We start from the raw sequence: 20,912 nt of genomic DNA, 5'->3' as shown, positions 1-20,912 counted from the left end.
TGCCGTGCTGACCCGGCCTGGCCGGGGAAGGTCGTGCGCTAGCCGAAGACCCACCGGACGGCCTGGCCGATCCCCAGGTCGAGGACGGTCACGAACGCCATGACCACGACGACGAAGACGAGGACCACCGTCGTGTAGGTGATGAGCTCGGAGCGCGTCGGCGTCACGACCTTGCGGAGCTCGGCCACCACCTGGCGCACGAACAGGGCGATGCGCGCGAAGAGGTTGGGCTTCTTGTCCGCGGACGGACCGCCCTTCTTCTTCACCTCGTCGGCGCGGGCACCGCCTGCACCCACGGCCTCTGACGGCGATTCGCTCACTCGATCTTCCCCATCGCTCACGTACGGGACTTGCTCGAACCCTCGGTGCGACCCGGTGCCGGGCCGCGCGCGGATCCCGGGAAGGTCCCACGAGAGCCACGCCGTGCAGGGTAGACAGGACTCGAACCTGCAACCTGCGGTTTTGGAGACCGCTGCGCTACCAATTGCGCCACTACCCTTCGAGCCGACGGCGCCCCGCACGGCCTCGCTCCCCGGACGAAAGTCGTCTCACGGGCGCGGACCAGCGTGGCGGGCGTCAACCACCGAGGGATCACTGTACGCGACGCGGCGCCCCTGGTCGAACCACCGTCCACCGATCGGTGGACGCGAGGTCCGGACGAACGGGCGTCGCGGCCCGAGGCCCCGCGCCGACAGGCTGGTCCCATGACGACGACACCCCTCCCCGCAGGCCCCCGCGGGGCCGCCTCCGGCCCCGGCGCCGGTCAGGACGGACCGGCCGTGGACGTGCGCGGCCTGCGCAAGCGCTACGGCCCCAAGCAGGCCGTGGACGGCATCGACCTGCGCGTCGAGCGCGGCGAGATCTTCGCGGTCCTCGGCCCCAACGGCGCCGGGAAGACCACCACGGTCGAGATCCTCGAGGGCTTCCGCCGCCGGGACGCGGGCGAGGTCCGTGTGCTCGGCGAGGACCCCCAGATCGCAGGCCGCGCCTGGCGCTCGCGCATCGGCGTCGTCCTCCAGGACTCGCGGGACCAGGCCGAGCTCACGGTCACCGAGCTCGTCCGGCACTTCGCGACGTTCTACCCGACGTCGCGAGACCCCGACGAGGTGATCGACGCCGTCGGGCTGCGGGAGAAGGCGCGCACGCGCACGCGCCAGCTGTCCGGCGGGCAGCGCCGACGGCTCGACGTCGCGCTGGGGATCGTCGGGCGGCCGGAGCTGCTGTTCCTCGACGAGCCCACGACGGGGTTCGACCCCCAGGCCCGCCGCGCGTTCTGGGCGCTCGTCCGGTCGCTGCGCGAGGACGGCACCACGATCCTGCTCACCACGCACTACCTCGACGAGGCGGCGCACCTCGCCGACCGCGCCGCGGTCGTGCGCGCGGGCCGGGTCGTCGCGCTCGACGCGCCCGACCGCCTCGGGGGCGCGGAGGCGCGCCGCCCGGTCGTGCGGTGGCTCGACGGCGGCACCCGGCGCTCCGAGCGCACCGACTCCCCCACCGCGGTCGTCGCGGCGCTCGCCGCGCGGTACGCGGACGGCGAGGTGCCCGGGCTCGAGGTGACGCGCCCGAGCCTCGAGGACGTCTACCTCGAGCTCATCGGCGAGCCGGCCGTTCCGGGCGACCCGTCGCCCGCACCCGACCCGAGCGCACCCGCCGCTGCCCGCACGCCCGACGACGCGACCGTCGTCGTCCCCGAGGAGGCCCGACCGTGACCGCTGCCCCGACCGCGCGCGCCCCGCGCGCCACCCTGCCCGGCCCCGGCCGTCTCGGCATCGAGCGCACGCGCGCCGAGCTGCGCGGGTTCTTCCGCGAGCGCGACGCGGTCGTGTTCATCTTCACCTACCCGCTCATCATGCTGGCGATCTTCGCGACCGTCTTCGACGGCCAGGACCAGGGCGCCGCGGGCTACTCCGTGCCCTTCGCGCAGTACTTCCTGCCGGGCATGATCGCCACGGGCGTCATGCTCACGAGCTTCCAGTCGCTCGCGATCTCGATCGCGGTCGAGCGTGACGACGGCACGCTCAAGCGCCTGCGCGCGACCCCGCTGCCGGCGTCGGCGTACTTCTACGGCAAGGTGGGCCTGGTCCTCGCGACCTCGCTCGTGCAGACCGCGCTCCTGCTGCTCCTCGCGGCCGTCGTGTACGACGTCCCCATGCCGTGGGACATGCCCGACGCCGCGACCCGGCTCACGACGTTCGCCTGGGTGTTCGTGCTCGGGTGCGCCGCGGGCGCCGTGTGCGGGGTCGCGTTCTCGTCGCTGCCGCGGTCGGGCCGCTCCGCGACGGCGGTCGTCACGCCCGTCGTGCTCGTGCTGCAGTTCATCTCTGGGGTGTTCTTCGCGTTCTTCGCGCTGCCGACGTGGATGCAGACCGTCGCGTCCGTGTTCCCGCTCAAGTGGATGGCGCAGGGCATGCGCTCGGTCTTCCTCCCCGAGCAGGCCGCGGCGCTCGAGCCGTCCGGGTCGTGGCAGCACGGGGCGACCGCTGCTGTACTGGTCGCATGGCTGGTCGTGGGGCTCGTGGTGGGCGCGCGGACGTTCCGGTGGCGGCGCCGTGACGACGGCTGACCCGCCGTCGCCCGCGGGCGGGCTCCCGGCGCCCGGGGCCGGGGCCGGGGCCCGAGACGAGGACGGCACGGCCACGGACCAGCTCGACGGCACGTGGGCGCGCGACGTGCGCTGGTGGGACGTGGCGTTCTACGTCATCGTCGTGCTCAGCGCGCTCGCGCTGCTCACGGCGGGCGTCGACGGCACGGCCCTGCTCGTGTCGCTCGCGGCGCTCGGGACGATCCTCCTGGCCTACCTCGCGTGGGGGCGGCGCGCGGCGCGCACGCGCGCGCAGGTGCCGGCGCACCTCTACCTCCTCGTCGCGATCGCGGGCACGCTGGTCGTCGTCGGGCAGGACGCGCTCGGCACGCTCCTGCTGTTCGCCGTCTTCACGCAGATCTGGATGCTTTCGGAGCACCTCGGGGCGCAGGTCGTGCTGTGCGTCGCGCTCGCGGCCGGCACCGCGCTCGCGCTCGCGTTCGACCCGACGACGGGGCGCGTCGAGCCCGACGAGCTGGCGAGCGCCGCGCCGCAGATGGGCGTCGCGCTCGCGTTCGCGCTGAGCCTCGGGCTGTGGACGGCGCACACGATGCGCCAGTCCGAGCGGCACGCGCGCCTCGTCGACGCGCTGCGCGCGACGCAGGCCGAGCTCGCGCGCTCGCACCACGAGGCGGGCGTGCTCGCGGAGCGTGAACGGGTCGCCCAGGAGATCCACGACACGCTCGCCCAAGGGTTCACGAGCGTCGTCATGCTCGCGCAGGCCGCGAGCGCCGACCTCGACCGGGGCGCCCCGGACGCAGCACGCGAACGTCTCGCGCTCGTCGAGTCGACGGCACGCGACAACCTCGCCGAGGCCCGGGCGCTCGTCGCGGCCTCCGCGCCGGCCCCGTTGCAGGGCAGCACGCTCGGGGAGGCGCTGCGCCGCCTCGCGGTGCGGTTCGCCGAGGAGACGGGGACGCCCGTGGACCTCGCGGCCGACGACGCCCCGGGGCTGTCGAGCGCCGAGGAGGTCGTCCTGCTGCGCTCGGCGCAGGAGGCGCTGACGAACGTGCGGCGCCACGCCGGGGCGGGCGCGGTGCGGGTCGGGCTGCGCCACGACGCGGACGGGACCCTCCTCGAGGTGTGCGACGACGGCCGCGGGCTGCCCGGCGACGCGGCCGAGGGCTACGGTCTGCGGGGCATGCGCGAGCGCGTCGCCGCGGAGGGCGGCAGCCTCGAGGTGGGCCCGGCGCCGGGCAGGGGCACGCGCGTCGCGGTACGGCTGCCCGCGGCGGTCGCGGGCGCGGGCCGGGCGGCCCCGACGAGGCGAGGAGCGGTGCGGTGACGGGGACGACGGGCGGGGCCGGCGCGGTGCGCGTGCTCGTGGTGGACGACCACCCGGTCGTGCGCTCGGGCATCGTGGGGATGCTCGCCGCGGAGCCCGACCTCGCGGTGGTCGGGGAGGCGGGCGACGGCGCGCAGGCGGTGGAGCTCGCGCGCGAGCTGGCGCCCGACGTCGTGCTCATGGACCTGCGGATGCCCGTGCTCGACGGCGTCGGCGCGACCGCGGCGATCCTCGGCGCCCCGGGCCGCGGGCACGCGCGCGGTGGCGAGGGGCCGCGCGTCGTCGTGCTCACGACGTACGAGACCGACGCCGACATCCTGCGGGCCGTCGAGGCGGGCGCCACGGGCTACCTGCTCAAGGACACGCCGCGCGACGAGCTCGTGGCGGGCGTGCGGGCCGCGGCGCGGGGTCAGACCGTGCTGGCGCCGAGCGTCGCGACGCGCCTCGTGACCTCGGTGCGCGGGACGGAGCGGCTCACGGACCGCGAGGTCGAGGTGCTGCGGCTCGTGGCCCGCGGGCTGTCGAACGCGGCCGTCGGGCGCGAGCTGTTCATCGCCGAGGCGACCGTGAAGACGCACCTGCTGCGGGCCTTCGCCAAGCTCGGCGTGGACGACCGCACCGCCGCCGTGACGGTCGCGATGCAGCGCGGATTCCTCCCCGGCGTGTGACGCGCGGGGGCGTCACCGACGCCCGGACCTGCGGCCCAGACCTGCGGCGCGACCTGCGGCGGGACCGGGCGGTGTCCGACGGCGGGCGCCGGGCGCCCGTGACAGACTCCCGCTGTGCGAGACCTCGCGACGCTCCCCAAGGCCCACCTGCACCTGCACTTCACGGGGTCCATGCGACCCGACACGCTGCGCGACCTCGCCGCGCAGTACGACGTGCGGCTCCCCCACGCGCTCGTCGACGGCGACCCGCTGCGCCTGCCGCCGACCGAGCGCGGCTGGTTCCGGTTCCAGCGGCTGTACGACGCGGCGCGCGCGTGCGTGCGGTCGGAGGCCGACATGCGGCGCATCGTGCTCGAGGCGGCGCAGGACGACGCCGCGGAGGGGTCGGGGCGGCTCGAGATCCAGGTGGACCCGACGTCGTACGCGCCGTTCGTCGGGGGCATCACCCCGGCCGTGGAGATCGTGCTCGACGCCGCCCGGTCCGCGAGCGCCGCGACGGGGACCGAGGTCGCGGTGGTCGTCGCGGCGTCGCGCACGCGGCACCCGCTCGACGCGCGGACCCTCGCGCGGCTCGCGGCGCAGTACGCGGGCGAGGGCGCGGGCGAGGTCGTGGGGTTCGGCCTGAGCAACGACGAGCGGCGCGGGGACACCGCCGAGTTCGCGCGCGCGTTCGCGATCGCGCGCCGGGCGGGGCTCGCATCGGTGCCGCACGGCGGCGAGCTCCTGGGACCGGGCCACGTGCACGAGGTCGTGCGCGAGCTGGTCCCGGACCGCCTGGGCCACGGGGTGCGGTCGGCGGAGGACCGGCGCGTCCTCGACGACGTCGTGGACCGCGGGATCGCGCTCGAGGTGTGCCCGGCGTCGAACGTCTCGCTCGGCGTCTACGAGGAGGCGGGGCAGGTGCCGCTCGGCGCGCTCGTCGACGCGGGCGCGCAGGTCGCGCTCGGCGCCGACGACCCGCTGCTGTTCGGGTCCCGGCTCGTCGGGCAGTACGAGACCGCGCGGCGCGAGCACGGATTCTCGGACGCGGAGCTCGCCGACCTCGCGCGGTCGTCGATCCGGGCGAGCCGGGCGTCGTCGGGCACCAAGCGGCGGCTCCTCGCGGGCGTGGACGACTGGCTCGCGGCGGGCTGACGCCGGCGGGCGCGCCGGCCGCCGGAGGGCGGGGGCGCGCCGCGGGGGTCACGCGCGCGTCGCGACGACGAAGACGCGACGGAACGGCAGCAGCGTGCCCGCGCCGCGCTCCGGGTACGCGTCCCGCAGCGCAGCGCCGTACTGCGCGACGAACGCCTCCCGCAGGTCGTCGGGGAGCGCCTGGAGCACGGGGCGAGCGCCCGTCGCGGAGACCCAGCGCAGCACGGGGTCCGGTCCGTGGAGCACGTGGAGGTACGTCGTCTCCCACGCGTCGACGGTCCAGCCGAGAGCCGCGAGCGCGTCGAGGTAGACCTCGGGGTCGTGGGCCGCGGGGCGCTCGACGCCCGCGGTGTGCGCGGCGAACGGGGGCCGGGCGGCGAGCTCGCGCAGGAGCCGGTGGCTCGGCGCGTCGTGGTTGCCGGGGACGGAGAACGCGAGCGCGCCGTCCGGGGCGACGTGGTCGGCGAGCCGGGAGAGCAGGCCGAGGTGGTCGGGCACCCACTGGAGCGTCGCGTTGCTCACGAGGACGTCGGCGGGCGCGGGCGGCGACCACGAGCGCACGTCCGCGAGCTCGTACCGCACCCACGGGGCGGACGCGTCGCGCCGGGCCGTGTCGACCATGGCCGGCGAGGCGTCGATCCCGGTGATCGAGGCCTCGGGCCAGCGCGCGTGCAGCAGCGGGGTCAGGTGGCCGGGGCCGGACCCGAGGTCGACGACCGTGCGCGCGTCGACGGCGACGCGCGCCACGAGGTCGGCCATCGGGCGCGTGCGCTCGTCGGCGTGGCGGAGGTAGAGGGCAGGGTCCCAGTCGCGGGGCATCACGGCTCCGTCCGGTCGTAGTGTCTAGACGTCAACAATCTTGACATCAAGATACATGGGATCACGGTGCGTCGCGCGGGCTTCTCATGTGCGTCTCATCCGGCTCTCCGATACTGGGTCCATGACTCGCCGGACCGTCGCGTGGCTCGTGGGGGCGCTCGTCGTCGTCCTCGCCGGCGCCGCCGTCGGCGCGCTCGCCGCGCGCCCGCAGGACCGCGACGTCGGCGTCGCCGTCGTCGTGACGCCCGCTCCCCCGGCCACGACCCCGACGACGCCCGACCCGGCGCCCGGCCCGACGGACGACGGTGACGACGACGCGGACGACGACGACCGCGTCACGCCCGCCCCGCCGTCGAGCGACGACGACCCGGACGACGACCCGTCCGACTCGGACGACGACCCGGACGACGACGCGACCGACGACCAGGACGACGGGTGAGGCGCCGGACGCGCGGCGCGGGACTGACGGTCCGCACCCGCATGCTCGCGGCGTTCCTCGGCCTGTCCGCCCTGGCGCTGCTCCTCGCGGGCGGCGCCGCGTGGTTCCTGCAGCGCGGCCAGCTCGACGCGCGCATCGACGAGAGCCTCACCCGGAGCGCGAACGAGCTCCGGCGGGTCGCGGGCTCCGGCGTGAACCCCGTGACGGGCGAGCCGTTCCGGTCCGCCGACGACGTCGTGGTCGCGTCGATCCAGCTCACCGTGCCCGCCCACAACGAGGGCGTGCTCGGGCTCCGCGAGGGTCGGGCGCCGCTCGTGTCGCAGCAGGACGTGCGCCTGCGCCTGGAGGAGGACGCCGAGCTCGTCGCCGCGCTGTCGCCCCTCGTGACGGGCGACCACGTGGTGCTGCGCTCGGTCCGGACGGCGACGGCGGACTACCGCGCGCTCGTCGCGCCCGTGCGCGCGACCGGGGCGGACGCCGGGTCTCCCGCGGCGCTCGTGCTCGCCTACGACCGCTCGGCGGAGCACGCCGAGTTCGCCCAGGTCTTCCGCACGTACGCCGTCGTCGCGCTCGGCGCGCTCGTGCTCATCGGCGTCGTGGGCTGGGTCGTGGCCGGCCGGCTCCTGCTCCCGATCCGCACGCTCTCGCGCACCGCGCAGCGCATCGGCGAGACCGACCTCTCCGCGCGGATCCCGGTCACGGGCAACGACGACCTCTCCGACCTGTCCCGCACCGTGAACGGCATGCTCGACCGGCTCGAGGGCGCGTTCGACTCGCAGCGCCGGCTCATCGACGACGTCGGGCACGAGCTGCGCACGCCCCTCACCGTGGTGCGGGGCCATCTCGAGCTCATGGACCCGCACGACCCGACCGACACCACCGAGACGCGCGACCTCGCGCTCGACGAGCTCGACCGCATGAACCGCCTCGTGGACGACCTCGTGACGCTCGCGACCGCCGGCCGCCCGGACTTCGTGCGCCCGCTCGACACGGACCTCGGGCGCCTGCTCGACGACGTGCACGACAAGGTCCGCACGCTCGGCGACCGGCGCTGGCTCGTCGACGCGCGCGCCGACGTCACGGTCCGGGCGGACGCGCAGCGCCTCACGCAGGCGCTGCTCCAGCTCGCGGCCAACGCGGTGAAGTTCTCGGCGCCCGGCTCGGCCGTCGCGCTCGGCTCGGCCGTGTCCGACGACGGCGCGCGCGTGCGCGTCTGGGTCCGCGACGAGGGCGTGGGGATCGCTCCCGAGCAGCAGGACCGCGTCTTCGAGCGGTTCGCACAGGCGACGACGCCGGGGGCGGCGCACCCCGAGGGCGCCGGGCTGGGACTCGCGATCGTCGCCGCGATCGCCGACGGCCACGGCGGCCGCGTCCACGTGGACTCGACGCCCGGCGTCGGGTCGACGTTCACGCTCGACCTGCCGCTCGTCCCGGTCCCCGGGGCGGACCCCACGACGGCCGCCGACGCCGCGACCCCCTACGGGGCCACCGCGCCGACCGCGCCCACCGCGCCGTCCGCCGCGACCCCCGAGCTGCCCCCGGACGCCCCGGGCGCGCAGCCGACCAGCGCGGCGGCGGGCTCCGAGAACGGCACCCCCGCCGGGAACGGCGCTCAGACGAGAACAGAGACCGGCACCGAGACCGGCACGGACCCCGACGGAAGGACCACCCGGTGAGCCAGATCCTCGTCGCCGAGGACGAGACCCGCATCGCCTCGTTCGTGGCCAAGGGGCTGCGCGCCGCGGGCTACGCGAGCACCACGGTCGCGACGGGCCGCGAGGCGTTCGACCTCGCGAGCAGCGGCGACTTCGCGCTCCTCGTGCTCGACCTCGGCCTGCCGGACCAGGACGGCTTCACCGTGCTGCGCCGGCTGCGGGAGACCGGGAACGCGATCCCCGTCATCATCCTCACGGCGCGCACGTCCGTCACGGACACCGTGGCCGGTCTCGAGGGCGGCGCCGACGACTACATGGCCAAGCCGTTCCGCTTCGAGGAGCTCCTCGCGCGCATCCGGCTCCGGCTGCGCAGCGAGCCGGCGGGCGAGGTCACGGTGCTCACGCACGGCGCGCTGAGCCTGGACCTGCGCACGCGGCGGGCCCGGACGTCCGACCGCGAGGTGGACCTCTCGGCGCGGGAGTTCGCGCTCGCCGAGGCGTTCCTGCGCAACCCCGGGCAGGTCCTCTCCCGCGAGCAGCTCCTGTCGCGCGTGTGGGGCTACGACTTCGACCCCGGCTCCAACGTCGTGGACGTGTACGTGCGGTACCTGCGCAACAAGCTCGGCGCGGAGCACTTCGTCACCGTGCGCGGGATGGGCTACCGCCTCGCGGACGCGTCGCGGCGCTCCTGAACCGACGACGACGCCCGCCCCGGGGGACCGGGACGGGCGTCGCGCGGGTGCGGGCGGCGAGGCCCGACCCCGGTCAGGCCGCGGACTGCGGCGACGGCGGCGTCACCGGGCTGGCCGGCGTGCTCGCCGTCTGCGCGGTCGGGGCGGTGTTCGCCGTCGGGGCGGTGTTCGCGCTCGCCGGGCTGTTCGCGGTCTGGGCCGTGGTGGCGGAGGCCGCGGTCGCGGGCGACCCGGACGTGTTCGCGGTGACGGTCGTGATCGACGTCCCGTTCTGGACGTCCGTCGGGCTCGGGGTGGCCGCCGCGGTCGTGGCTGCCGTCGCGACGTCGGACGTCGTCACCTCGACCGACGGGGAGACCACCGCCCCGTCGGGGGCGTCGAGCGCGCCGTGGGCGGCGGCCATCGTCGCCCCGAGACCGACCGCGCCGAGCGCCCCGGTGACGATCCATGCGCTGCGTGCCTTCATGGTGCTTCTCCTTCGTCCGATGGTGCGCACGACCCCTCGGCCGTGCAGGTCTCGAGCCTCCCGCTCACGCGTGAGAGACCGAGGAGGCCGTCATGAGAGTGCTCTCAGGAAGCGGGAGCAGCCCTTCGGCGACCGCGAGCCAGGCCTCCGCGAGCTCGCGCGAACCGGCGCCCGGCACGAGGGACAGCACGACGCCCGCGGCCCGGGCGCGCAGGCCCACCGGGTCGACGGCGGCGCCGAACACCGCGAGGCACCGCTCGACGAGATCGCCCACGCCCCCGTACACGGCCGGCGCCAGCGCGGGCAGGACGGCGAGGTGCCCGACGAGGCACGCGAGGTCGTCCACGCGGTGGCCCGGCCCGAGCGTGTCCACGTCGAGCAGCACGGCCACGCGCGGCCGGGCCGTCGTCCCCGGGCCGTCGTCGGCGTCCGAGCCCGCGGCGAGCAGGACGTTCGCCTCGTAGAAGTCGCCGTGCGTCGCGACCACGGGGCCCGGGTCCCGCGTCGCGACCGCGTCGCCGACGGCGCGCGCGACGCGCCGCACACGCTCGGCGTCGAGGCCGTGGACCGCGAGCGCCGACGTCGCGTAGTGCTCCACGCGCTCCGCCCACGCGGGCCGGCGGCGCAGCGTCGTCGCACGCGCGGGCAGCGCGTCGAGCGCGCGGAGCAGCTCGCGCGGGTCGATCGCCCCCGGCTGCGCGGCCGGACCCGACGCCGCGAGGTGCTGCGCGAGCGACGGGCCGCGCGCCTCCTCGAGGACCACGAGTCCGTCGTCGTCCCGGGCGAGGCACCGCGGGGCACGCACGGCCCCGTCCTCGAAGAGGTCGTGGCGGCGCGCGAGCGCGCGTGCCCGGCCGGGCCGGACGACCTTGACGTAGAGCGTCCGCACGGGCGTCCGGGCGCGGAGGACCGCGCGGCGCAGCGGCCGGTAGGCGACCATCGCGACGGACTCGACGACCTCGCCCGGGGCGAGCACGCCGGCGTCGTCCAGGCGGCGCGTGAGCCCGGGCGCGTCGCACGCCGCCGCGAGCGCGGGCAGCAACGGGTCGGCCGGGTGCCGCCACACGTGCACGACGCGCGGCCCGTCGTCCAGGCGCGCGACGCCCGGCCCGACGGCGTCGGGCGGGAGGGGCGCGGTCGTCGCGAGCAGGTACGCGGTCGCGTCGACGGACGCCACCGCCCCGCCGGGCCGGGCCGGGAGCCTGCGGCGGGCGACGACGTCGTACCCGACGGTGACCTCCGCACCGGGGCGCGCGTGCACCTGGTGGACGCGCCACGTGCCGAGCCCGGCGCCGTCGGCCCCGAGCGCCGCGGCGAGCAGCCCTTCCGCCTCGGGCCCGGTGAGCAGGTCGAGCCAGGCGCGCTGGTCGGGGGCGGCGAGGGCGATCGTCATGGGCCCAGGGCATCGTGCGCGCGTGTGCCCGGGGTGAGAGCCCGATGAGAGTCCTCTCATCCCGAACGCCGAAGGACGGGCCCGGAGCGGCACACCCTTGACCCGGGCGCGGCCGGCGTGCGAATGTACCGTTGTGTTGACACAAAACGTGACGGAGGAGCCGGGCGGGGTCGCGCTGTTCCTCCCTGCCGGGTACGACCTGGTCTGGAGCGTCGTCGCCCTCGCCGCGCTCGCGGGCGTCGGAGCTCTCGTGGTGCTCGTCGTGCGCGCACTGACGCGCGAGCCGGCGCCCGCGCTGCACGGGCTCGCCGACGGGGACCCGGTGCGTCGCGCCGCGCGACGGCACGCGACGACCGTGAGCGTCGCCGCGGCGACCGCCGCCGCGCTCGTCGGGGTCGTCCTCGTGCAGGCCGTGACGACCGCCGTCGGCGGACTCGCGGAGGGCGTGCTCGTGGGGCTCTCCCCCGCGCTCGTCGGCCTGGCGTTCCTCGGGGCGCACGCCGTGGGCGAGCGCACGTGGCCGCGCCAGCGCACGGCGGTCCGGGCGGCCACGCTGCGGCCCCGCACCGTGGCCGACGTCGCGCCGCGCGGCCTGCGCCGCCTCACCTGGGCCCTCGGTGCCCTCGTGCTCGTGCTCACCGCGGTCGGCGGCCTCACCGCCGGGGCGGACGGGCGGTCCGTGACGCGCGTGCTCGGCGACGTCACCTCGACGACGAGCCCCTACCCCGGGTGGTTCTACGGGGTCTGGCTCGCGGCCGGCGCGGTGCTGCTCGTGGCCGGCGCGGAGGGGGTGCTCCGGCTGGTCGCGCGCCGCCCCGCTGTCCCGCGCGTCGAGCCGGGGTGGGACGTCGCGTTGCGCCGCGCGTCCGCGCACCGCGTCCTGCGCGGCACCCAGCTCGCGCTCGGGCTCACCGCGGCCGGAACGCTCGCCTACGGCGCGAACGCCGCAGCCCGGGCGGGCTACCCCGGGGCGGCCGTGCTCGTGGCCGTCGCCGTCGCGATCGCCCTCGTGGCGATCGCCGTCGGCGTGCGGCCCGCCCCCGACCCCGACGCGGAGGCCGCCGCCCCGGCGTCCGCGGGGCACGGGCGTGGCGATGGGTGAGCTCCGCGTCGAGATCGACCTGCGCACCGGCCTGGCCCCCTACGAGCAGATCCGGAGCCAGGTCGTCGCGCACGTCGCCGCCGGGCGCCTGCGCGTCGGCGACCGCCTCCCGACGATCCGCGCGCTCGCGACCGACCTCGGGCTCGCCCCCGGGACGGTGGCCCGCGCGTACCGGGAGCTCGAGGCGGCGGGGGTCGTCACGACGCGTCGCCGCGCCGGGACCGTCGTGGCCGACGGCGTCTCCCCCACGGACGTCGCCGCGCGCCACGCCGCGCACGAGCTCGTGCGCGCCGGCCGCGAGGCCGGGCTGTCCGACGACGCGATCGTCGACGTCCTGCGCGGGGCGCTGCTCGGCGAGCCCGGGACGGACCGGGCCGCACCGCACTGACCTGGCCCCGGCCGACCGGCGCCGCGGTCCGTGCGTCACGACCGGGTCACGATCCACCGCGAACCGGTACCGTCGCCCGTCGGGGCGCGGTGCACGGCGCATGATGGACTCCGCGGCGACGCCGCGCCAGACGAAGGGGGACCAGGTGGAGCAGCGAACCGTCCGCTCGACCGCGGTGGCGACCGCGGCGGCGACCCCGGTGGCGACCGCGCCCGGGACGCGGCCGGCGGCGGCAGCACGCCGTCGCGGCCCCGTCCGGCGGGTGGTCGCGCGCGCCGTCGTGCCCGCGCTCGCCGCCGCGCTGGCCCTCGCGGGCTGCCAGGCGGGCCTGCCCGACATGGAGCCCGGCCGGACGCCGTCGGCCTCGGAGAGCCCGGCGTCGCCGGAGCCGACGAGCCCGAGCCCGTCCGCGCCGACCACGACGCCGGAGCCCACCCCCACCGAGACGCCCGAGCCCGAGCCGACGCCCACCGAGACGCCCGAGCCCAGCACGCCGCCGCCCGCCGCCGAGCCCGCGCCGGAGCCGACGCCCGAGGCACCGCCGGAGCCGGTCGAGCTGGCGCGCGGGGCGACCGGCGAGCGTGTCGTCGCGCTCCAGCAGCGCCTGGCCGACCTCGGCTACTTCATCGGCGCACCCGACGGCGACTTCGGCGGCGGCACCCAGCAGGCCGTGTGGGCCCTGCAGAAGGCGGCGGGCCTCTCGCGCGACGGCGTCGTCGGGCCCGCGACCCAGGCCGCGCTCGACGAGGGCGTCACGCCGCAGCCGCGCAGCGGGTCGGGCAAGGTCGTCGAGATCGACCTCGACCGCCAGCTCCTGCTCGCCGTCGAGGACGGTCGCGTCGTCACGGTGGTCAACGCGTCGTCCGGGAACGGGGAGTCGTACGAGGCGAAGGGGCGCACCTACCGCGCCAGCACGCCACGCGGCACGTTCCAGGTGGGCCGGCAGGTCGACGGGAACCACTCGTCGAGCCTCGAGCTCGGCGACATGTGGCGCCCCAAGTTCTTCACCGGGGGGATCGCGGTGCACGGGTCGGGGTCGATCCCGCCGTGGCCCGCGTCGCACGGGTGCGTCCGCGTCGCGAACTCGGCGATGAACTGGCTCTGGGACACCTGGCGCGCCGACCCCGGCACGACGGTCCTCGTCTACTGAGCCCGGCCCCTCGCTGAGTCAGAGCGCGACGCCCACGAGCACCGGCTCCGGCACGAGCTCGACGCCGAACGCCTCGACGACGCCGTCACGCACCGCGCGCGCGAGCTCGACGACGTCCTCCGCGCTCGCCCCGCCGCGGTTCGTCAGCGCGAGGGTGTGCTTCGTGGACAGCCGCGCGAGGCTCGACGGGCCGTGCACGCCGAACCCCTTGGTGAAGCCCGCGTGCTCGATGAGCCACGCGGCCGACGTCTTCACGAGCGTCGGGTCGATCTCGCCCAGGCTCGGGCCGGTGGTCCGGGTCGGGGTCGCCGTGCGGACCGGGTACCGCGGGGCCTCGGCCGGGAGCAGGTCCGCCTGCTCGGCCGGGACGACGGGGTTGGTGAAGAACGACCCCGCGCTCCAGCGGTCGTGGTCGGGCCCCGCCGCGGGGTCGCCGTCGGGGCCGACGCCGTCGAGCAGCATGCCCTTGCGCGCACGCAGGGCGAGCACCGCGGCGCGCACGTCAGCGCTCGGTGCGCGGTCCCCGACCTGGACGTCGAGCGTGCGGGCGAGCTCCGGGTACGCGACCGGCGCCGACAGCGACCCCAGGCGCGCCTGGAAGCCGACGTCCAGCACGACGTAGCGCGGTGACGGGTACCAGGGGCCGTCGTCGTCCGACCCGGCGCCGGCGTCCACGTGCATGCTGCGCTTGAGCAGCGACGTCCGGTAGCCGAACGCGAGCTCGCCCAGGGCGAGCGTGCGCACGCGCGAGCGCGCGCGGTCCCAGACCCGGACCGTCGAGATCACGCCCGCGACGTCCTGCCCGTACGCGCCGATGTTCTGGACCGGCGCCGCGCCCACGGTGCCGGGGATGCCCGACAGCGCCTCGACCCCGACCCACTCCTCCGCGACCGCGCGTGCCACGAGCTCGTCCCAGTCCTGGCCCGCCGGGGCGTGGAAGCTCGCGCCACCGCACGAGTCCTCCGCGTCGACGGTGATCCCGCGCCGCAGGTCGCGCACGACGACACCGCCGAACCCCTCGTCGCCCACGAGCAGGTTCGAGCCCCCTCCGACGACGAGGAGCGGCTCCCCCGCCTCGTCGGCGGCCCGCACGATCTCCAGCAGCTCGGCCTCGCTGTGCGCCTCGAGGTAGCGGTCCGCCGGGCCGCCCACGCGCAGCGTCGTCAGCTCGGCGAGCGACGGCGTCCCGACGGCCTCGGGGCGCAGCCCCGGAGCGGTCCCGACGATCTCGGGCAGGTCACGGTCCACGGGGGCGGCGGGTTCACAGGTCACGCGTCCAGCGTAGTTCGGGTTCCCCGGCCCGGGCCGCGCCTCCCGCGCTCGCCCGCTGCGCCGAGCGAGAACGGCGGTCGACCGGGCGCCGCCCGGAGGGCCGGGACGACCCTCAGTCGGCGCGCCCGGCGCGGTCGGTGCGCTGCGTGGCCTGCCGGCCCGCGGTGCCCGCGGCCGTGGGGAGCGGGCGGGTCGCGCCGACGACGAGCAGGCCGACGACGACGGGCACCGCGATCACGAGGAGCGCGCCGCGGTAGCCGACGTGCTCGGCGAGGAAGCCGATGAGCGGCGGGCCCATGAAGAACGCGGAGTACCCGATGGTCGCGACGACGCTCACGCGCACCGCGGCGCGTGCCGGGTCGTCGGACGCGGCGCTCATCCCCACGGGGAACCCGAGCGCGGCGCCCATGCCCCACGCCACGACGCCGACGAGCGCGACCCAGAGGTTCGGGGACAGCGTGAACACGAGCAGGCCCAGCAGCGCGAGCCCCGCACCGAGGCGCAGGACGGCGACGCGGCCGTAGCGGTCGAGCAGCCCGGTCCCGAGCAGGCGCATCCCGGTCATGGCGGTGAGGAAGACGGCGAGGCCGACGGCGCCCATCGCGTCGGACGTGCCGAAGCCGTCGACGACGGCGAGGCTCACCCAGTCGTTCGCCGCGCCCTCGGTGAGCGCGGCGGCGAGCACGACGAGGCCGATGAGGAGCGTGCGCGGCTCGGTCCACGCGCTGAGGGCCCCGCGCGGGTCCTTGCCGCTGCCGTGCGACGACCCGCTCCCGGCCGCGGCGGCGGGGTCGGCGCCGGTCGCGTCCTCGACGGAGTCGGCGACCGCGTGGTCCACCTGGCCCGCCGGGAGGAAGAACCGCACGCACCACAGGACGCCGACGAGGCTCAGCACGACGGCGGCGGTGAGGTGCGCCTGGACCGGCACGTGGAAAGCGGCCATGAGCGCGCCGACGCCGGCGCCGGCCATGGTGCCGAACGAGAACCCGGCGTGGAAGCGCGGCATGATCGCCTTGCCGAGCCGCTGCTCGACGGCGGCGCCCTCGAGGTTCATCGCCGCGTCCCACACGCCCGTGCCGATCCCCGCGAGGAACAGCCCGACGCGCACGACGACGTCCTCCCCCGTCGCGACGCCCGTGACCGCGGTGACGAGCCCGACGACGTTGGCGACGGCGAAGACCGTGACGGCCTTCGAGGCGCCGAGGCGCTGGACGACCATACCGGACAGGGGCAGCGCGAGCAGCGACCCGACGGCCATGAAGAGCAGCAGGAGACCCATCTGCGCCTCGGTGAAGCCGAGCGAGTCCCGCACCGCGGGCAGGCGGGAGGCCCACGTCGCGAAGTTGAAGCCGTTGAGGAAGAAGACGGCGAATACAGCCCACGTCGCGAGGGCGACGACACGGCGGTCAGGACGGGCGGTGGTCATGCGGAGGTCTCCTCGCGGCGGTGCGCCGGGCGGTTGCGGGGGCGGCGGGACGCGGCGCGCGCGGCCCGGTGGGCGGTGGGGGTCCCGGCGCTGACGCTCCGCCACGGTCGGCGGGGCCGCCGAGGACGGGGCGTGCCCTCGTCGGACGTGACGTGCGCGCCGCCGGTCGGGACGTCCACCGGACCATCCTGCACCGCGACGGGTCCGGCGTCGTCCGTGCCGCGCACCGGGCGCGCCGCGCGGGCGGCGGCGGTGCCCAGGGGCGCGACCTGGCGGGCCAGCAGGACGCTGAGGACCATCGCGGCGACGATGAGGACGAGCGCGTGGCGCGCGCCCATCGCCTCGGCGGCGAGGCCGAGGAGCGGCGGCGCGGCGAGCGACGCCATCGAGGAGAACGCCGAGACGACCGAGACCCGGCTCGCGGCCCGCAGCGGCTCGTCGGACGCCGCGGCGATCCCGACGGGCACCGCGAGGGCGGCTCCGAAGCCCCACAGGACGACCCCGACTCCCGCGAGCTGGAGCGTCGGCGCGAACCCGAAGAGCACGAGCCCGGCGATCGACGCGACGCCCGACGCGCGGAGCACGGTGACGCGGCCGAACCGGTCGATGAGACGCGTGCCCGCGAGACGCATGACGGTCATGGCGGCGACGAACGTGCCGAACACGACGGCGCCGACGGCCTCGGTCTGCGCGAACCCGTCCACGACGGCGAGCGACAGCCAGTCGTTGGCGGAGCCCTCGGAGAGCGCGGCCGAGAGGATGACGAGCCCGATGAGCAGGGTGCGGGGCTCGCGCCACGCCGACAGCGCGGCGCCGAGCCGGGCACCGCGCCGGGCGAGGCGCGCGCGCAGGCCCGCCGTCTCGACGTCGACGACGGCGTCGCCGAGCGCGTCGACCGGGTCCGGCGCCGCGGTGCCGGGCGCGGGGGTCCGCAGTGGGAGCGTGTCGTGGACCGTGGCGGGGATCGCGGCGAGCCGCCACACCGTGGCCACGACCCCGGTCGCGACGAACTGCACGACGACAGGCACCTCGGCGTGGGCGCAGGCCGCACCGACCAGCGAGCCCACGACGGCGCCGACGGAGAACGCGGCGTGGAACTGGGGAAGGATCGTGCGCCCGACGCGACGCTCGATGCCCGCGCTCTCCACGTTCATCGGCACGTTGCCGAGCGAGAACGCCATGCCGTTGACGAAGATGCCCGCGGCGAGGAGCGCGACCGACCCGGTCACGGGGCCGAGCCCCAGCAGGAGGAACGCGACGCCGAACAGGCCCGCCGAGACGGCGAACGCGACCCGGCCGCCGAACCGCGTGACGAAGGGCCCGGCCGCGGTGACCGTGAGGAGCGCACCGACGGCGCCCGCGAGGAGCACGACGCCGAGGTCCGCGGGGCCGAGGCCGAGCGCGTCGCGCACGGACGGGAGGCGCGCGAGCCAGCTCGACATCATGACGCCGTTGAGCGCGAACACCCCGAGGAGCACCCAGCGGGCCCTGGCCAGGGCGCGGGCGTCGGACGCGGGGCCGGACGAGAACTGCGCAGCACCTCCTCGAATCGATTCGATCCGACGGACGAGAGTGCGCTTCGAATCGATTCGAGGCATGGTCACCAGTGTGCGGGTACGCTGGCCGCGCGTCAATCGAGAATCCCGCGCACGCGGGAGGCAGGGAGCGTGATGAGCGACACCCCCGGGAACCGGGAGCCCGCGGCGCCCGCCGCGCCGGCTCACCGGCCCACGCTCGCCAAGGTCGCCGAGCTCGCGGGGGTCTCCGTCTCGACGGCGTCGCTCGCGTTCTCCGGCGCCGGCCCGATCACCCCGGAGACCCGCGCGCGCGTCCTCGACGCGGCGAAGGAGCTCGGGTACACGGGACCGAACCCGCTGGGCCGCCAGCTCCGCTCGGGCCGGTCGGGAGTCGTGGGCGTCGTCGTCGGCGACCAGCTCCGCCGCGCGTTCCGCGACCCCGTCGCCGTCCAGGTGCTCGACGGCCTCGTCTCGACCCTGGGCGAGAACGGCCTCGGCGTGCTGCTCATCCCCGGCATCCCGTCCGACGACCCCGCGCGCGCCGTCGACCCGCTCGTCGAGAGCGCCGCCATGGACGTCGCGGTGCTCGTGTGGGGGGTCGGCACGGACGACGCGACGCTCGCCGCGCTCCAGCGGCGCGGCGTGCCCGTCGTCGTCGGCGAGGGCCGGCCCGTCGAGGGCGCCCCGCTCGTCCTCATCCACGACCGCGTCGGCACCGCGGACGCCGTGCGGCACCTGGTCGAGCTCGGGCACACGCGCATCGCCGAGGTCTCGCTCCCCCTCGACACCTCGGACCGCAGCGGACCGCTCGACGCCGCGCGGCTGGCCCAGGTGGACCGGACCCCGACGGCCAACCGCCTCGCGGGCGTGCGCGACGTCGTCGAGCCCGTCGCGAGCTGGGAGACCGAGGCCTCGCTCGTCGAGCACGGCCGTTCCGCGACGCTCGCCCTGCTCGGCCGCCCCGCAGCCGACGGCACGACCGAGCCGGCCGATCCCGCGACCCGGCCGACCGCCGTCATCGCCCACTCCGACCTCCTCGCGGCCGGCGCGCTGCTCGCCGCGCGCGAGCTCGGGCTGCGCGTGCCCGACGACGTCTCGGTCGCGGGCTTCGACGGGCTCGACCTCCCCTGGCTGGCACCCGACGTGCTGACGAGCGTGCACCAGCCGCTCGCCCGCAAGGGCGCGGAGCTGGGGCTGGCCGTCATCCGCCAGCTCGCGGGCGAGGCGCCCACCACGGTCGAGCTCGACGTCGAGCTGGTGGTGGGGACGACGACGGGCCCCGCCCCCACCACCTGACGCCCCGCGTCAGCCCAGGCGGCCCGGCTGCAACGGGTTCGCGCGGGCCGCGGCGAGCAGGTACCAGGACGTCGCCCCGACGTGCTGGACCTGGAAGTACCCGAACCCGAAGCCCGAGTCGAGGAGGCTCGACGCCGCGACCACGCCCGCACGCTCGGGCAGCGGAGCGCCCCCCATCGTCTGGCCGGCACCGACCGCCTCCTGCGCCCCCTGCACCTCGCGCAGCAGGCCCTCGGCGCGCACCCGGTCGTCGTCGCGCTCGCAGCCTCGGCGACCGCGCCGCCGGTCGTCGCGGTTCCCCCGCCCGCGCGCCCCACGGTCCGCGAGCGCCGACGCGAGCTGCGCCGTCCCCTCGAGCCACACGCCCTGCTGGTGCACCGGCAGCCCGTTGTACGACGCGGTCGACGTGAGGCTCGCGCTCGAGAACGTCACGCCCTCGACGACCGTGCCCGCCGGGAGCTGGGACACCCCCTCCCCCGCGACGTCGCGCGCGGCCAGCGCGTCGTCCGCCCAGTCCAGCGCGCGGGCGTAGCGCCGCTCGCGCAGCGCGAGCCACCCCCAGGTCTGCGGGTCCAGCGGGAGCGGGTCCCGGTTGATCTCCGTGCCGTCGTTCGTGCCGGTGTAGAGGTAGCCGCCGTCGGGCTCCCACATGCGGTCGACGAACGCGCGCGCGTGCTCGGCGGCACGGCTCCAGCGCCGGTCGCGCGTCACGGACCCGAGCTGGCGGAAGAACGCGACGCAGTCGACGTTGTGCTCGGTCGAGCCGTTGGGGACCGGGGTGTTCGTGCCGTCCACGCCGAACGAGAACCCGCCGAGAGGTGCCCGCGACCACGTGTTCGCGACGATCCACTCGCCGATCCGCCGGGCGGCGTCCAGGTAGCGCCGGTCACGTGTCGCCGCGTGCAGGTGCAGCAGCGCGATGCCCGGCCAGGCCATGTCCCCGACCGCCGTCCCGAGGAACCCGAACTGCCACCCGACGTTCGCCGTGCCGTCGGGGAGCACGAGCCCGTGCTCCTGCGGTGTGCCGTCGTAGAAGGTGTAGGGCCCGACGTTGTACGCCTGCCGGAGCCGGCCGTCGTCGTGGTCGGGGTCGTGCTCGAGCGCGAACACGAGCCCGTCGCCGAGCGCCCGGGCGCGGTCGAGGTAGCGGCGCCCCGCGGTGAGCGTCGCGAGGATCGCGAGGGCGTTGTCGTAGACGAACGCCGTCGAGAACAGCCCGAGCTGGTCGGCGTAGGACTGCGCGAGGCGGGGACCGGGGTTCTCGGCCGGGTACGCGTCCGTCGCCGCCGTGAGGAAGTCGTGCGCGCGCCGGACCGACGCCGCCCGGTCGCGGGACGGGCCGCCGCGCCCGCCACGCTCGAGCGCACCCGCGGCGGGCAGCGGGCCGGTGCTCGTCGCCGCGGCCGGGGCGGCCGTCAGCCCTGCGAGCGCGAGCGCGCCGCCGAGGGCGAGGACGGTGCGTCGGTCGACGCCACGAGCGGGACCGGGGTCGTGCGCGGGGAGGTCGGGCCGTCCAGAGCGGCCGCCGTGCTGGGTCATGAGCGTCTCCTTCGACGTCGTGAGTGGCGCGACCCACCCTAGTGGGAGCGCTCTCACGACGGAAGGGGTGCCGCGCTGGCGGCGTGG

At 76.7% G+C, this 20,912-nt stretch carries 20 protein-coding genes and 1 tRNA gene; 12 read left to right on the top strand and 9 right to left on the bottom strand.

Translation table 11 applies throughout. The annotated features are described in order from the left end of the window. Window positions 1–38 precede the first annotated feature (38 nt). The gene (gene secE / locus ABIE39_RS05010; RefSeq protein WP_083385244.1) at window positions 39–320 is read right to left on the bottom strand and encodes a preprotein translocase subunit SecE; all 282 of its coding nucleotides are present in this window, start codon (window positions 318–320) and stop codon (window positions 39–41) included. A 106-nt stretch (window positions 321–426) separates the two neighbouring features. Further along, a tRNA-Trp gene (locus ABIE39_RS05005) sits at window positions 427–499 on the bottom strand. A 205-nt stretch (window positions 500–704) separates the two neighbouring features. Here ABIE39_RS05005 and ABIE39_RS05000 point away from each other — a divergent pair. From ABIE39_RS05000 to ABIE39_RS04980, 5 genes are all read left to right on the top strand, one after another. Beyond that, entirely contained in the window at window positions 705–1,712 is a 1,008-nt protein-coding gene (locus tag ABIE39_RS05000; RefSeq protein WP_175007835.1) for an ATP-binding cassette domain-containing protein, read from the top strand. After that, on the top strand, window positions 1,709–2,566 hold the full coding sequence (locus ABIE39_RS04995) for an ABC transporter permease (protein WP_354050694.1): 858 nt from the start codon (window positions 1,709–1,711) through the stop codon (window positions 2,564–2,566). Before ABIE39_RS05000 ends, ABIE39_RS04995 begins: the two co-directional genes overlap by 4 nt. Then, window positions 2,553–3,869: a sensor histidine kinase gene (locus ABIE39_RS04990; protein ID WP_354050692.1), complete on the top strand. Its 1,317-nt coding sequence runs from the start codon at window positions 2,553–2,555 to the stop codon at window positions 3,867–3,869. The genes ABIE39_RS04995 and ABIE39_RS04990 overlap by 14 nt, the downstream gene beginning before the upstream one ends. Then, window positions 3,866–4,537 carry a response regulator gene (locus ABIE39_RS04985; RefSeq protein WP_209827117.1) on the top strand — a complete coding sequence of 224 codons (672 nt, stop codon included), beginning with the start codon at window positions 3,866–3,868 and terminating at the stop codon, window positions 4,535–4,537. The genes ABIE39_RS04990 and ABIE39_RS04985 overlap by 4 nt, the downstream gene beginning before the upstream one ends. A 114-nt stretch (window positions 4,538–4,651) precedes the next feature. Next, window positions 4,652–5,671, top strand: coding sequence for an adenosine deaminase (locus tag ABIE39_RS04980; RefSeq protein WP_108049237.1), 1,020 nt, complete (start codon window positions 4,652–4,654; stop codon window positions 5,669–5,671). 48 nt (window positions 5,672–5,719) lie between these two features. Here ABIE39_RS04980 and ABIE39_RS04975 read toward each other — a convergent pair whose 3' ends face one another. Beyond that, entirely contained in the window at window positions 5,720–6,490 is a 771-nt protein-coding gene (locus ABIE39_RS04975) for a methyltransferase domain-containing protein (protein ID WP_175007831.1), read from the bottom strand. A 121-nt stretch (window positions 6,491–6,611) separates the two neighbouring features. Between ABIE39_RS04975 and ABIE39_RS04970 the strand changes: the two genes are divergently transcribed. The 3 genes from ABIE39_RS04970 to ABIE39_RS04960 are packed head-to-tail and all read left to right on the top strand — an operon-like array spanning window position 6,612 to window position 9,276. Next, a complete protein-coding gene (locus tag ABIE39_RS04970) occupies window positions 6,612–6,929 on the top strand; it encodes a hypothetical protein (RefSeq protein ID WP_354050690.1) in 318 nt (105 codons plus the stop codon). Then, on the top strand, window positions 6,926–8,605 hold the full coding sequence (locus ABIE39_RS04965; protein ID WP_354050689.1) for a sensor histidine kinase: 1,680 nt from the start codon (window positions 6,926–6,928) through the stop codon (window positions 8,603–8,605). Before ABIE39_RS04970 ends, ABIE39_RS04965 begins: the two co-directional genes overlap by 4 nt. Continuing rightward, window positions 8,602–9,276 (top strand): winged helix-turn-helix domain-containing protein, encoded by a 675-nt coding sequence (locus tag ABIE39_RS04960; protein WP_175007829.1) that lies wholly within the window; start codon window positions 8,602–8,604, stop codon window positions 9,274–9,276. Before ABIE39_RS04965 ends, ABIE39_RS04960 begins: the two co-directional genes overlap by 4 nt. 73 nt (window positions 9,277–9,349) lie before the next feature. On the opposite strand, the gene ABIE39_RS04955 is transcribed toward ABIE39_RS04960, so the two are convergent. After that, window positions 9,350–9,742, bottom strand: coding sequence for a hypothetical protein (locus ABIE39_RS04955; RefSeq protein ID WP_209827115.1), 393 nt, complete (start codon window positions 9,740–9,742; stop codon window positions 9,350–9,352). A gap of 64 nt (window positions 9,743–9,806) precedes the next feature. Further along, on the bottom strand, window positions 9,807–11,135 hold the full coding sequence (locus tag ABIE39_RS04950) for an aminoglycoside phosphotransferase family protein (RefSeq protein WP_354050686.1): 1,329 nt from the start codon (window positions 11,133–11,135) through the stop codon (window positions 9,807–9,809). A gap of 148 nt (window positions 11,136–11,283) precedes the next feature. Here ABIE39_RS04950 and ABIE39_RS04945 point away from each other — a divergent pair, with 148 nt between their 5' ends. The 3 genes from ABIE39_RS04945 to ABIE39_RS04935 all read left to right on the top strand — a co-directional run bounded on the left by ABIE39_RS04945 (window position 11,284) and on the right by ABIE39_RS04935 (window position 13,775). Next, window positions 11,284–12,237 (top strand): hypothetical protein, encoded by a 954-nt coding sequence (locus ABIE39_RS04945; protein ID WP_209827113.1) that lies wholly within the window; start codon window positions 11,284–11,286, stop codon window positions 12,235–12,237. Then, complete coding sequence (locus ABIE39_RS04940; protein ID WP_074809358.1) at window positions 12,230–12,625, top strand: GntR family transcriptional regulator; 396 nt, start codon at window positions 12,230–12,232, stop codon at window positions 12,623–12,625. Before ABIE39_RS04945 ends, ABIE39_RS04940 begins: the two co-directional genes overlap by 8 nt. Before the next feature lie 145 nt (window positions 12,626–12,770). Then, entirely contained in the window at window positions 12,771–13,775 is a 1,005-nt protein-coding gene (locus ABIE39_RS04935) for a L,D-transpeptidase family protein (RefSeq protein WP_255436994.1), read from the top strand. 18 nt (window positions 13,776–13,793) lie between these two features. Here the strand turns inward: ABIE39_RS04935 and ABIE39_RS04930 are convergent, their stop codons facing one another. The 3 genes from ABIE39_RS04930 to ABIE39_RS04920 form a co-directional block, all read right to left on the bottom strand. Further along, on the bottom strand, window positions 13,794–15,011 hold the full coding sequence (locus ABIE39_RS04930) for a UDP-N-acetylmuramate dehydrogenase (RefSeq protein WP_502914835.1): 1,218 nt from the start codon (window positions 15,009–15,011) through the stop codon (window positions 13,794–13,796). 148 nt (window positions 15,012–15,159) lie between these two features. Further along, window positions 15,160–16,473: an MFS transporter gene (locus tag ABIE39_RS04925; protein WP_354050683.1), complete on the bottom strand. Its 1,314-nt coding sequence runs from the start codon at window positions 16,471–16,473 to the stop codon at window positions 15,160–15,162. Continuing rightward, the gene (locus ABIE39_RS04920) at window positions 16,470–18,071 is read right to left on the bottom strand and encodes an MFS transporter (protein ID WP_354050681.1); all 1,602 of its coding nucleotides are present in this window, start codon (window positions 18,069–18,071) and stop codon (window positions 16,470–16,472) included. Before ABIE39_RS04920 ends, ABIE39_RS04925 begins: the two co-directional genes overlap by 4 nt. 72 nt (window positions 18,072–18,143) lie before the next feature. Between ABIE39_RS04920 and ABIE39_RS04915 the strand changes: the two genes are divergently transcribed. After that, window positions 18,144–19,286 (top strand): LacI family DNA-binding transcriptional regulator, encoded by a 1,143-nt coding sequence (locus tag ABIE39_RS04915; RefSeq protein ID WP_168944725.1) that lies wholly within the window; start codon window positions 18,144–18,146, stop codon window positions 19,284–19,286. 9 nt (window positions 19,287–19,295) lie between these two features. On the opposite strand, the gene ABIE39_RS04910 is transcribed toward ABIE39_RS04915, so the two are convergent. Further along, window positions 19,296–20,825, bottom strand: a complete 1,530-nt coding sequence (locus ABIE39_RS04910) for a YyaL domain-containing protein (protein ID WP_354050679.1) — start codon at window positions 20,823–20,825, stop codon at window positions 19,296–19,298. Window positions 20,826–20,912: the final 87 nt, after the last annotated feature.

This window comes from Cellulosimicrobium sp. 4261 (assembly GCF_040546915.1).
GTDB lineage: Bacteria > Actinomycetota > Actinomycetes > Actinomycetales > Cellulomonadaceae > Cellulosimicrobium > Cellulosimicrobium cinnabarinum.
This window is presented reverse-complemented; position numbering and strand designations above follow the sequence as displayed.